The organism is Blattabacterium cuenoti (assembly GCF_014251255.1).
GTDB classification, from domain to species: Bacteria; Bacteroidota; Bacteroidia; order Flavobacteriales; family Blattabacteriaceae; genus Blattabacterium; species Blattabacterium cuenoti_W.
The window spans coordinates 468,001-481,290 of sequence record NZ_CP059182.1; the positions used below are offsets into that span (position 1 = coordinate 468,001).

A 13,290-nucleotide genomic window follows, 5' to 3' on the forward strand; every position below is an offset into this window, starting at 1 on the left:
ATCATTCTTCCAAATCAATATCTAATCCTAATCCTTTTAATTCGTAACATAAAACATTAAAAGATTCTGGGTTATTCGGTTCTGGCATTGGCTCTCCTTTTACTATTGCCTCATAAGTTTTTGCTCTTCCTACCACGTCATCTGATTTAACAGTTAAAATTTCACGTAAAACATTAGAAGCTCCAAAAGCTTCTAGAGCCCAAACTTCCATTTCTCCAAAACGTTGTCCTCCAAATTGAGCTTTCCCACCTAAAGGTTGTTGTGTGATAAGAGAATAAGGACCTATAGAGCGAGCATGCATTTTATCATCTACCATATGACCAAGTTTTAACATATATATCACTCCTACTGTTGCAGGTTGATCAAATCTTTCTCCTGTCCCTCCATCAAATAAATAAGTTGTTCCAAAACAAGGAAGACCAGCTTTATTTGTATATTCAGAAATTTGATCTATGGTAGCTCCATCAAATATAGGAGTAGAGAATTTCATATTAAGTTGATATCCTGCCCAACCTAATACTGTCTCATATATTTGTCCAATATTCATTCTAGATGGAACACCTAATGGATTCAATACTATATCTACAGGATTTCCATCCTCTAAAAAGGGCATATCTTCTTCACGTAAAATTCGCGCTACTACACCTTTATTTCCATGTCTTCCAGCCATTTTATCTCCTACTTTTAATTTTCTTTTTTTTGCAATATATACTTTAGCCATTTTAATAATTCCAGAAGGTAATTCATCTCCAATTGTAATAGAAAACTTCTTATGTTTTAAAGTACTAGTCAAATCATTGAATGCTATTTTATAATTATGTATAATTTCAGATACAAGATTGTTTATTTCCACATCATCCGTCCAACCATAAGAAGATATATTCATTATATAATCAGATATCTTATGAAGAAATTGAAGAGTAAATTTTGTTCCTTTTTTTATTAGGATTTTTTGTTTTTTTTCATCAAAAATTTCTTGAGAAATTTTCTCATACAAAAGAGTATGCAATTTTTTTAACAAAAGATTCCTTAAATCAGAAAACTTTTTATCATATTCTTTTTCTATCCGTTCTATCTGTATTTTATCCTTAATTCTAGATACTTTATCTTTTATACTCCTAGTAAATAATTTTGTATCTATAACAATACCAAATAAAGAAGGTTCAGCTCTCAAAGAGGCATCTTTGACATTTCCTGCTTTTTCTCCAAATATAGCTCTTAATAATTTTTCTTCTGGAGTAGGATCAGATTCCCCTTTAGGAGTAATCTTCCCAATAAGAATATCTCCAGGTTTCACTTCTGCTCCGACACGAATAATTCCATTTTCATCCAAATCTTTAGTTGCTTCTTCACTCACATTAGGAATATCATTTGTTAATTCTTCCATTCCTAATTTTGTATCACGAACGTCTAAAGAATATTCATCTATATGGATGGAAGTAAACCAATCTTCACTAACTACCTTTTCTGAAATTAAAACAGCATCTTCAAAATTATATCCATTACAAGGAATAAAAGCCGCCCTTAAATTTCTTCCCAAAGCTAACTCTCCACTCTCTGTTGCATATCCTTCACATAAAATTTGTCCTTTCACAACTTTCATTCCTTTTTTAACAATAGGTTTCAAAGTAATACATGTGTTTTGATTTGTTTTTCTAAATTTAATTAAATCATATACTTTAATTTCAGAATCAAAACTAACCAAAGATTCTTTCTCTGTTCTATCATAACGAATGATAATTTTTTTAGCATCAATATATTCTACTATTCCGTTTTTCTCTGCATTAATTAAAATTCTAGAATCTCTAGCTACTTGTTTTTCCAAACCTGTTCCTACAATAGGAGATTCAGGTTTTAATAATGGAACTGCTTGACGCATCATATTAGAACCCATAAGAGCTCTATTTGCATCATCATGTTCTAAAAAAGGAATTAAAGATGCAGATATAGAAGCAATTTGATTAGGAGCAACATCTACATAATCCACTTGTTTTGGTTTTACTATTGGAAAATCTCCATCTTCTCTAGAAATAATTCTATCAAAAACAAAAATTCCATTTTTATCTATGGCATTGGCTTGTGCTATAATTTTCCCTTCTTCTTCTTCTGCACTTAGATATTTTACTTCATCTTTAAAATTTACTTTTCCGTTGTGAACCAATCTATAAGGAGTTTCTAAAAAACCCATTTTATTAATTTTTGCAAAAACAGAAAGAGAAGATATTAATCCAATATTTGGACCTTCTGGAGTTTCAATTGGACACAATCTTCCATAATGAGAATAATTCACATCCCTTACTTCAAATCCCGCTCTTTCTCTAGATAAACCTCCAGGGCCCAAAGCAGACAATCTCCTTTTATGTGTTATTTCAGATAATGGATTAGTCTGATCCATAAATTGAGATAATTGGTTCGTTCCAAAAAAAGTATTAATTACGGACGATAAAGTTTTAGAATTAATCAGATCTACAGGCATAAATACTTCATTATCACGAACATTCATTCTTTCTCTAATTGTCCTAGCCATTCTAGCCAAACCGATACTAAACTGTGTATAAAGTTGTTCTCCTACAGTTCTTACACGTCTATTTGACAAATGATCTATATCATCTACTTCTCTTTTAGAATTAAATAAAGCATTCAAATGTTCAATAATAGCAATTATGTCCTCTTTTGTCAAAACTAAATGAGTTGGATCAATCTCTAATCCAAGACGTTTATTTAAACGATATCTCCCTACAGGACCTAAACTATATCTAGTATCAGAAAAAAAAAGCCTATCTATAACACTTCTTGCTGTTTCCTCATCTGGAGGTTCTGTATTTCTAAGTTGTTTGTATATATATTCTACAGCTTCTTTTTCAGAATTAGTAGGATCTTTTTGCAAAGTGTTATAAATAATAGAATAATCTTTTTTTCTTCCTCCTTCTTTGTGTAATAAAACTGTTTTTATTTCATGTTTAATAATTAAATCAATATGTTCTTGTTTTAGGGTTACATCTCTATCTATAAGAATTTCATTTCTTTCTATAGAAACAACTTCTCCTGTATCTTCATCCACAAAATCTTCATGCCAAACATTCAAAATTCTAGCTGCCAGAGTTCTATCTAAAATTTGATTGACATTTTCATTTTCTCCTAACACTTTGACTTCTTCTGCTAAATCAAATATTTCTAATATATCTTTATCTCTTTCATATCCAATAGCACGAAGTAAAGTAGTCATTGGTAATTTTTTCTTTCTATCTATATAAGCATACATTACATTATTTATATCTGTTGCAAATTCTATCCAAGATCCTTTAAAAGGAATAATTCTAGCAGAATATAATTTAGTTCCATTTGCATGATGAGATTGTCCAAAAAACACTCCAGGAGAACGATGTAATTGAGAAACAATTACACGTTCTGATCCATTGAAAATAAAAGATCCAGAAGGAGTCATATATGGATATGTTCCCAAATACACATCTTGATATACTGTTTCAAAATCTTCATGTTCAGGGTCTGTACAATACAGTTTTAATTTAGCTTTTAAAGGAACACTATAAGTTAATCCTCTTTCAATACATTCTTCTATAGAATATCTAGGAGTATCAATAGAATAACCTTTAAATTCTAAAACAAAGGAATTTCTTGCATCAGAAATTGGAAAATTTTCTGAAAAAGCTTTGAATAATCCTTCATTTTTCCTATCTTCTGGTTTCGTTTCAAGTTGAAAAAATTCTTTAAATGATTTTATCTGAATATCCAAAAAATCAGGATATTCTACTCGTTTTTTGACTGAAGCAAAAGTAATTCTTTCTAAAGATTTTTCTATATTCACCAAATTCAACAGTAATTAGTAATTAAAATTTTTATAAAAAAAAACATAGTTCCACTCTTCTATTCTATTTTCTATAGTTCATAATATAGAACTAGAAACTAGAATTAAAACAAACTATGAATAAAAAATAAACAAAAATAATAAAAAAACATTGAAATAATTATTTCAATTCTACTTCAGCACCAATTTCTTCAAATTTATTTTTTAAATTTTCTGCTTCTTTTTTGTCAAGAGATTCTTTAAGAACATTTGGAAGATGATCCACTAATTCTTTCGATTCTTTAAGTCCTTTTCCAGTAATTTCTTTTACTAATTTAACCACAGATAACTTAGAATTACCAGAAGATTTTAAAATTAAATTGAAAATATTTTTTTCTTCTTTATCAGAAAAACTTTCTTTTTTTTCTTTCCCAGAATCTAATGATGTTTCTAAACCAATATTAGACGGTTCTATCCCATATTCTTTTTTCAAAAGAAGAACTAACTCATTAACTTGTTTCACAGTTAGATTGACCAATTGTTCTGCTAACTTTTCTATCATCTTATTTTTTTTTATTTATTGTTTTTTTTTTGTGATAATTCTTTCAAAATTCTAAAAATTTTAGATTCTCCTAATTTCAAATAGAAAATAACATCCCGAATTGGATTTTTAAGCATATTCAAAATATCAATAATAAAATCTTTTTTAGATTTTATGTTAATTAATAAATCCAAATCTTTATTTCCAAAATAAAAAGATTCTTCAGCATAAGCTCCCTTTAAATAAGGCTTTTCTATTTTTTCTATAACATGAAAATTTTTTATAATTTTAGATGGAATACTACTTCCTGAATTAGAAAATAAAACAGAAGTATTTCCATTTAAAATAGAAAAAAAAGAATCCAATTTTTTATTTTTAATCTTTTCCAAAGCCTTTTTCAATAAGGTATTCTTTACAACTTTCATTCGAATACTAAATTCATAAAAATTTTTTCTAAGAATAGAAATTTGATTAGAATTTAAATCAGAAATATCAATTAAATATATTGTATTATAATCAGATATAATAGAAACTAATTCTAATAATTCTTTTCTTTTTTTTTCTTTTTTCTTCATTTGATTTTTTCATAAAATAAAACTTTTGGAATCCACTAAAATACTACTACTCATGGTCGTGGATAAATAAATGCTTTTTATATAAGAACCTTTTTTACAAGAGGAAGGTTTACTTCTAATAATCTTGTTTAGAAATTCTTTTGCATTATTGAATAAATATTGATGAGAAAAAGAAACTCTTCCAATAGAAACATGAATAATTCCATAACGGTCTGCTTTAAAAGATATTTTTCCAGATTTGATTTCTTTAATAGATTTCCCTGGATTCATAGTCACTGTATCTAATTTAGGATTTGGCATTAAACCTCTAGGTCCAAGTATTTTTCCTAAAGATCCTAATTGAGGCATTACTGATGGAATAGTAATTATAATATCAATATTTTTTGTCCATCCAGATTTAATTTTTTCTATGTAACCTAATCCTACATAATCCGCTCCAGCTTCTTTCACTTCCAATTCTTTATCTTTAGGAACTAAAGCTAAAATACGAATATTCTTCCCTGTTCCATGTGGCAATTTTACAAATCCTCTTATCATCTGATTTGGTAATTTTGTATCTATTCCTAGATGAACAGAAATATCTATAGAAGCGTCAAAATTAACAAATGAAATTTTTTTAACAAGAATAGATGCTTCTTCCAAAGAATATTTTTTATGATTATTTATTTTTTCTAAAATTTTTTTTCTATTCTTAGTTAATTTTTTTGACATAAAAATAATGAATAATTATTTATTTTTTTTCGTAAACTTCTATCCCCATTGAACGGGCTGTTCCAGAAATCATAGAGACAGCAGATTCAATGGAAAAACAATTCAAATCTTCCATTTTATTTTTTGCTATTGTTTTTATTTGATCTAAACTTATTCTTCCTATTTTAGAACGATTGGGTTCATTTGATCCTTTTTCTAATTGAATCAAATTAAGTATTTGAATAGAAACTGGAGGTTTTTTAATGAAAAAAGAAAAAGATTTATCTTCATATACTGTAATAATTACTGGACATATTTGTCCTTTTCTACTTTTAGTTAGAGAATTATATTGCTTACAAAATTCCATAATGTTCACTCCTGCACTTCCTAAAATAGGTCCTATAGGAGGAGAAGGGGTAGCATTTCCTCCATTTATTTTCTGTATTTTAATTCTTTTTATTATTTTCTTTTTCATTTCAAATTTTTTCTATCTGCGTAAAATTTAGTTCAAGTGGAGTTCTTCTTCCAAAAATCAAAACAGCTAATTCCAATTTTCTTTTTTCTTCATTAATTTTTTCAATTGTTCCGTTAAATCCACTAAAAGGCCCATCTATCACTTTTATAGTTTCTCCTACTACGAAAGGTATCGTTATATTTTCATAACTTTCTTCTGATAATTGATCTATTTTCCCCAACATTTTGTTTACTTCTTCCGTTCTCATAGGAATAGCAGAACCTCCTTTTCCTTCACTTAAAAAAGTAATAACTCCAGGTACATTTTTGATTGCATGTACAGCCTCTCCTTCAAGATTTGCTTCCACCATAACATATCCAGGATAGTGAACTTTTTCTCTATGTATTTTTTTTCCTTTTCTCATTTGGATTACTTTTTCTATTGGGACTAAAACTTTTCCTATATGTTCTTGAAATCCATTATCTCTAACTTCATTCTCAATATATGATTTTACTTTATTTTCTTGACCACTAATGGTTTTAATTACATACCATTTTCTTTCCAAATCACTCATCAATATTTTATTTTACTGAAAATAATTTTTTTATAAAAAAAATAAAAAAAACATCCACTCCATATAAAAATATGGATAAAAACATAGAAAAAAACGACACAATCAATGTAGACATTTGCAAATCGATCCATTTAGGCCATGTCATACAATAAAAAAATTCATCGTAAATTTCCAAAAAAAATTTTTTTACTTTCATAGTAATCTACGATTTTTTTTTTGCACGGACGGTAAGAATCGAACTTACGACCTTCGGTTTTGGAGACCGATGCTCTACCGACTGAGCTACATCCGTTTTAATTTTTTTTGTTTCTTTCTTTATTTATTAATCAATCCATAAGTTGAACAACTTGTCCTGCTCCAACAGTTTTCCCTCCTTCACGGATAGCAAAACGTAAATTTTCACTTAATGCAACAGGTTGATGTAATTCTACTTCCATAGAAACATTATCCCCTGGCATTACCATTTCTACCCCCCCTGAGAGATGAATCTCTCCGGTGACATCTGTAGTTCTTAAATAAAACTGAGGTCTATATTTATTATGAAAAGGAGTATGTCTCCCTCCTTCTTCTTTTGTAAGAATATATACTTCTGATTTAAATTTCTTATGAGATTTTACAGATCCTGGTTTTCCTATTACCATTCCACGTCTAATATCTTTTTTTTCTATTCCACGTAATAATAATCCTACGTTATCTCCTGCTTGTCCTCTGTCTAAAATTTTTCGGAACATTTCTACTCCTGTTACTGTAGATGATAATTTATTTTCTCCCATTCCTATAATTTCTACCAAATCTCCTGTATTAATAATTCCACACTCTATACGTCCTGTTGCTACAGTTCCTCTCCCAGTTATTGTAAAGATATCTTCTACAGGCATTAAAAATGGTTTATCCATTTCACGAATAGGTTCTGGAATATATTCATCTAAAACCTTCATAAGATCTTGTATTTTTTCAACCCATTTTTTTTCTCCATTCAAAGCGCCTAATGCAGAACCTTTCACAATAGGAATATTATCTCCATCATATTCATATTTAGAAAGTAATTCCCGGATTTCCATTTCTACTAATTCCAATAATTCTGGATCATCTACTTGATCCACTTTATTCATAAAAACAACAATTTTAGGAACACCTACTTGACGTGCTAACAAAATATGTTCTCTTGTTTGAGGCATAGGTCCATCTGTTGCAGCAACTACCAAAATAGCCCCATCCATTTGAGCAGCTCCAGTTATCATATTTTTAACATAATCTGCATGCCCAGGACAATCCACATGAGCATAATGTCTTTTAACTGTTTCATATTCTACATGAGAAGTATTAATCGTAATTCCTCTCGCTTTTTCTTCTGGAGCATTATCAATTGCATCAAAACTTTTTTCTTCTGCTAATCCTATTTCTGATAAAACTTTAGTAATAGCAGCAGTCAAAGTTGTTTTTCCATGATCTACATGACCTGTTGTTCCTATATTTAAATGTGGTTTTTCCCGTTTAAATTTTTCTTTTGCCATGATGAATAAAAATTTCTAAAATTAAAATTATAAAAAAAAAGCCAATGGCGGGAATTGAACCCGTGACCTCTTCCTTACCAAGGAAGTGCTCTTCCACTGAGCTACATTGGCCATTTATTTTTTGATCACTACACACTAATTAACTTCATTGAGCGGAAGACGGGATTCGAACCCGCGACATTCAACTTGGAAGGCTGATGCTCTAAACCAACTGAGCTACTTCCGCTTTTTTTTTGATGATGTTATTAGGATCCCAATGGGCCTATAAATTTATATTATATGATGGGGAGAGCAGGATTCGAACCTGCGAAGGCAAAGCCAACAGATTTACAGTCTATCCTCGTTAACCAAACTTGAGTATCTCCCCAAAAGCCGGTAGAGGGATTCGAACCCACGCCCCCGAGATTACAAATCACGTGCTCTTACCATCTGAGCTACACCGGCAAACAAATTTCTGTATAAGAACTGTTAATTCACTAACAATGGAAATCAGGTTGATACAAATCTATAGAGATTTTTATAAATCTCAAAAAAATAATAAATTTCAAAAAATTTTTATATTTCTAATTTTATTATTGAATATTAACAATAAAACAAAACCAAAGAATATCACAAAATCTGAAAAATTAAAAACTGGTTTAAAAAATTGAAAATTATATCCACCAAAAAATGGAATCCAATTTGGGATATTAGTATCTATTATAGGAAAATAAAAAACATCAACGACACATCCTTCCATAAAAGAAGCATAACCTTTTCCTCCATAAAAAAAAGAACTATTAATCTTAGATATTCCAGAATAAGGAATCCATTTATGAGATGTTTTATGACAGATTGTTCCTGTATCAAATAACAAACCATATAAAGCACTATCCAAAAAATTTCCTATTGCTCCTGAAAGAATCAAACTAGTGGGAAAAATTAAAAAATTGGAAGATTTTTTTTTCATATTTTTATAAAGAAAAATGGAAATAAAAAATATTAATAAAAAACGAGAAATACTTAAAAATATTTTCCCATAATACCCAGGAGCAAGAAAAAAGCCATAAGCCATTCCAGGATTTTCTACTAAAAAAATCCAAAAGAAAGAAAAGATAGAAACTCTACCTCCCAACTCAAGATGAGTTTTTATATAAATTTTTAAAAATTGATCTATTAATAAAATAGAACAAATAATTAAAACAATTTTTTTCAAAAATCAAAAATTTTTTTTACTTTCTTCTACTTGTCTTTTTCCTTCAATACTCAAAGTAGTATGAGGAACAGCTATAAGACGTTCTTTAGGAATCAATTTTTTTGTTACACGACAAATTCCATAATCTTTATTAGATACTCTAATTAAAGCAGAATTTAAACTTTGTATAAATTTTTGTAAATGTTCCATAATCTGAGCATTTTGTTCTTTACTTAGCGTTTCTGATCCTTCTTCAAAAGCTTTAAATGTAGGATAAGTATCATCTGTTCCATTATTATTTTGATCATTAGAAAATGACTCTTTTAACAGAGCTAAATTTTTTTTAGCTTTTTCTAATTTTTCAATTATCAGTTGACGAAACTCTTTTCTTTCTTTCATAGAATAATATCGTTTTCTTACTTTCTCTTCCATTTTATAATATTTTAGGATTTTTGAGTCAGTAGATAGATTGAATTCTTTTCAAAAAATACTCTAGTTCCTTTTTTTTCTATATTTTTTTCTAAAAAAATATCTAAAGCAAGAGTTTCTTGACAGATATAATCTTTATTTTTATGGATAACCAATTGTATTTCTTTATTAGCATTTATGTATACAAATATTTTTTCTATTACATTATAGTTACACTTTTTTCTTAATTTTTGTATATTTCTAATTAATTCTCTTACAAAACCTTCCTCCCAAAGAGGCTTAGTTATATTTAAATCCAAAGCAATTGTCAATTGCCCCTCAAAAAGAACAGACCAATTTTTTACAAATTCAGTTGTAATTATTACATCTTGTAATGAAAGCACAATTTTTTTTTCTTCAATAAAAAAAATATATTTTTTATTAACTTCTATTCTTTCAATATCTTTTTGAGTAAATTTTTTAATGATATTAGAAATAATTTTAGTTTTATTTCCAAATTTAGGCCCCAAATTTTTATAATTTGGTTTAATATGTTTAATAACTTCCAAAGATTTATAAGACGTAGGAAATTCAACTTCTTTGACGTTAACTTCTTGTTTAAGAATTTCTAAAACTTTTTGTAATTCATTAGTTCTTTCTTCAGAAAGAAAAACAAGTAATTTTTGAAGAGGTTGACGAATTTTTATTCCACTTTTTTTCCTAATAGAAAAAACCATAGTTGTAATTTTTTGAACTAAAAACATTTGATTTTCTAGTTCTTTATTTACAAAATGTGAATTATACTTTGGAAAAAATGTTAAATGAACACTTTCAAAATTTTCTCTATTTGTAATAGAATTTAGATCTATGTATAATTTTTCTGAAAAAAATGGAACAATAGGTGAAATTAATTTAGCTATTGTGATCAAACATTGGTAAAGTATTTGATAGGCAGATATTTTATTTTTAGTATATTTTTCTTTCCAAAATCTTCTACGACATAATCTAATATACCAATTACTTAATTGATCTAAAACAAAAGATGAAATAAAGCGAGCAGCTTTGGTAGGATTATAATTTTCATAAGATTGATCTACAATATTAATCAAGGTATTCAATTCAGAAAGAATCCAAAAATCTAATTCTGTATAATTTTCTAAAGAACAATCTTCTTCTTTATAAGAAAATCCATCAATATTAGCATATAAAACAAAAAAAGAATAAATATTATGAATCGTTCCAAAAAATTTATTGATTATTGTACGAATTTCTTTTACATTAAATTTTAAATTATCCCAAGGTTCAGAATTAAATATAATATACCAACGAATGGCATCAGATCCATAATTCTCTATTAAATCAAAAGGATTTATAGTATTCCCTTTACTCTTGGACATTTTATGACCTTTTTCATCTAGAACTAAACCAGTGGATATAACATTCTTATAGACTATAGAATTTAAAAACATACACCCAATAGTATGTAAAGTAAAAAACCATCCTCTTGTTTGATCAATTCCTTCGACAATGATATCTGCAGGAAAAAACAAATTTTTATCTATATATTCTTTATTTTCAAATGGATAATGAAATTGAGCATATGGCATAGATCCAGAATCAAACCATACATCTATTAAATCCGGTTCTCTTTTCATTGGAGTTCCTTTACTAGAAACTAATACAACCTCATCTAAAATATGTTTGTGTAAATTTATTTTTTCGTAATTTTCATCACTCAGATCGTCCAATATAAAGTTTTCAAATACATTGTGTGACATAAATCCACATCGAACAGATTTTTGAATTTCAAGATATAATTCTTTAATTGATCCTATTACAATTTCTTCCTCTCCATTTTTTGTTCTCCAAATAGGTAAAGGAGTCCCCCAATATCTAGAACGTGATAAATTCCAATCTTTTATATTTTCCAACCAAGAATCAAAACGTTTTTTTGTTGATTTAGGATACCAATTAATTCCTTTATTCAAAAAAATCATTTCTTCTTTTACTTTCGTCGTTTTAATAAACCATGAATCTAAAGGATAATAAAGAATAGGTTTTTCTGTTCTCCAACAATGTGGATAGAAATGAGTATGCATTTCTACTTTAAAAACTTTCTTTTCCTTTTCAAGAAAAGAAACTATTTCTCTATCTACTGAGAATGATCGTAAATTATTTGAATTATTTTTTTCTTTTTGAAAATCATCTTTAACATATCTTTCCCCAAATCCATAGGGAGAATTTTTTAAAAACTTTCCTTGTAAATCAACTAAAGGAACAGGAATATTTTCTTGATTCAAAATTAACATAGATGGAATCTCGTATTTTTTAGCTACTGTGAAATCATCTATTCCAAATGTAGGAGCAATATGAACAATTCCGGTTCCTTCATTTGTATTCACAAAATCCGCTTCTATCACTTGAAAAGCATTTTCTTCTTTTTGATAAGGTTGAAACCAAGGTAACAATTGTTCATATCTACTTTTAAAGAGTTCTTTTCCTTTAAATCTACTCGCTATAAAGTAAGGAATTCTTTTTCTTTTACAGAAACTATTATTGTTTTTTTCAAAAACTGTATCTAATTCAAAAATATTAGAAACAGAATAAAATCTGTCTATTGATAATATTTTATTAATTAATTTCTCAGAAAAAATGATATTTTCTTTAGAAAAGATATAATAATATGGATTATAAGTTATAACTAAAACATAATCTATATTATATCCAACAGCTAATGCTGTATTAGATGGAAGAGTCCAAGGAGTCGTCGTCCAAGATATTAAATATATATCTCCTGGAATTTTTTGAATTTTTTCTGGTAAAGTCTTTTTCCTAGTTTTAAATTTTAAAATAGGTGCTATCTGTTTTACTTTTTTATAGGAACCTGGAAAATTCAATTCATGATAACTTAATCCTGTTCCAGCTGCAGGAGAATATGGTTGAATTGTATAACCTTTATACAGAATTTTTTTTTGATATAATTTTTTGATTAACCACCATACACTTTCTATATATTTTGTATTGTATGTTATAAATGAATTTTCCATGTCGACCCAATATCCTATTTGTTTCGTAAATTGGATCCACTTTTTCAAAGATTTTTTCACAAAACATTTACAAACATTATTGTACTCTTCTATACTTATTTTTTTTCCTATATCTTTTTTAGTAATCCCTATTTTTTTTTCTACATTAAGTTCTACAGGAAGTCCATGTGCATCCCAACCTGCTTTTCTTATCACTTTTTTTCCTTTCATAGTGTGATATCTACAAAAAATATCTTTGATAGTTCTAGCGACTACATGGTGTATTCCAGGATTCCCATTTAAAGAAGGAGGTCCTTCATATAAGACATAGCATTTTTTAGAATTCTTTCGATATTGAAAACTTTTTTTAAAAATGTTATGTGTTTTCCAATATTGATTGATTTCTATAGTAATTTTTTTGAGATCTAGTTTTTTATATTCTCTAAATATTTTTGACATGATAAATAATAATTAAAAAAACAAGGATTTTATCGTCATTAAAATATAATTTAAACTTTAACAAAGTAAA

General features: G+C 27.8%; 11 protein-coding genes and 5 tRNA genes. All 16 read right to left on the reverse strand.

Annotated elements, in window-relative coordinates:
- Window position 1: 1 nt before the first annotated feature.
- Window positions 2-3,829 carry a DNA-directed RNA polymerase subunit beta gene (rpoB, locus tag H0H77_RS02255; protein ID WP_185851452.1) on the reverse strand — a complete coding sequence of 1,276 codons (3,828 nt, stop codon included), beginning with the start codon at window positions 3,827-3,829 and terminating at the stop codon, window positions 2-4.
- 157 nt (window positions 3,830-3,986) lie between these two features.
- Window positions 3,987-4,367: a 50S ribosomal protein L7/L12 gene (gene rplL / locus H0H77_RS02260; RefSeq protein WP_185851453.1), complete on the reverse strand. Its 381-nt coding sequence runs from the start codon at window positions 4,365-4,367 to the stop codon at window positions 3,987-3,989.
- Window positions 4,368-4,378: 11 nt separating this feature from the next.
- On the reverse strand, window positions 4,379-4,921 hold the full coding sequence (gene rplJ, locus H0H77_RS02265; RefSeq protein ID WP_185851454.1) for a 50S ribosomal protein L10: 543 nt from the start codon (window positions 4,919-4,921) through the stop codon (window positions 4,379-4,381).
- A 9-nt stretch (window positions 4,922-4,930) separates the two neighbouring features.
- Complete coding sequence (rplA, locus tag H0H77_RS02270; protein ID WP_185851455.1) at window positions 4,931-5,632, reverse strand: 50S ribosomal protein L1; 702 nt, start codon at window positions 5,630-5,632, stop codon at window positions 4,931-4,933.
- 19 nt (window positions 5,633-5,651) lie between these two features.
- Window positions 5,652-6,086, reverse strand: coding sequence for a 50S ribosomal protein L11 (rplK, locus tag H0H77_RS02275; protein WP_185851456.1), 435 nt, complete (start codon window positions 6,084-6,086; stop codon window positions 5,652-5,654).
- 1 nt (window position 6,087) lies between these two features.
- Window positions 6,088-6,639 carry a transcription termination/antitermination protein NusG gene (gene nusG / locus H0H77_RS02280; protein WP_185851457.1) on the reverse strand — a complete coding sequence of 184 codons (552 nt, stop codon included), beginning with the start codon at window positions 6,637-6,639 and terminating at the stop codon, window positions 6,088-6,090.
- Between the two features lie 7 nt (window positions 6,640-6,646).
- On the reverse strand, window positions 6,647-6,835 hold the full coding sequence (locus H0H77_RS02285; protein ID WP_185851458.1) for a preprotein translocase subunit SecE: 189 nt from the start codon (window positions 6,833-6,835) through the stop codon (window positions 6,647-6,649).
- 23 nt (window positions 6,836-6,858) lie between these two features.
- Window positions 6,859-6,931 (reverse strand) — tRNA-Trp (locus H0H77_RS02290).
- 34 nt (window positions 6,932-6,965) lie between these two features.
- Complete coding sequence (gene tuf / locus H0H77_RS02295; protein ID WP_185851459.1) at window positions 6,966-8,153, reverse strand: elongation factor Tu; 1,188 nt, start codon at window positions 8,151-8,153, stop codon at window positions 6,966-6,968.
- Between the two features lie 39 nt (window positions 8,154-8,192).
- Window positions 8,193-8,264, reverse strand: a tRNA-Thr gene (locus H0H77_RS02300).
- Between the two features lie 40 nt (window positions 8,265-8,304).
- Window positions 8,305-8,379, reverse strand: a tRNA-Gly gene (locus H0H77_RS02305).
- Window positions 8,380-8,436: 57 nt separating this feature from the next.
- Window positions 8,437-8,520, reverse strand: a tRNA-Tyr gene (locus tag H0H77_RS02310).
- A gap of 3 nt (window positions 8,521-8,523) precedes the next feature.
- Window positions 8,524-8,597, reverse strand: a tRNA-Thr gene (locus tag H0H77_RS02315).
- Between the two features lie 100 nt (window positions 8,598-8,697).
- The gene (locus H0H77_RS02320) at window positions 8,698-9,348 is read right to left on the reverse strand and encodes a lipoprotein signal peptidase (protein WP_185851460.1); all 651 of its coding nucleotides are present in this window, start codon (window positions 9,346-9,348) and stop codon (window positions 8,698-8,700) included.
- A 3-nt stretch (window positions 9,349-9,351) separates the two neighbouring features.
- A complete protein-coding gene (locus tag H0H77_RS02325; RefSeq protein WP_185851461.1) occupies window positions 9,352-9,759 on the reverse strand; it encodes a TraR/DksA family transcriptional regulator in 408 nt (135 codons plus the stop codon).
- Window positions 9,760-9,770: 11 nt separating this feature from the next.
- The gene (ileS, locus tag H0H77_RS02330) at window positions 9,771-13,220 is read right to left on the reverse strand and encodes an isoleucine--tRNA ligase (protein WP_185851462.1); all 3,450 of its coding nucleotides are present in this window, start codon (window positions 13,218-13,220) and stop codon (window positions 9,771-9,773) included.
- Between the last annotated feature and the right edge of the window lie 70 nt (window positions 13,221-13,290).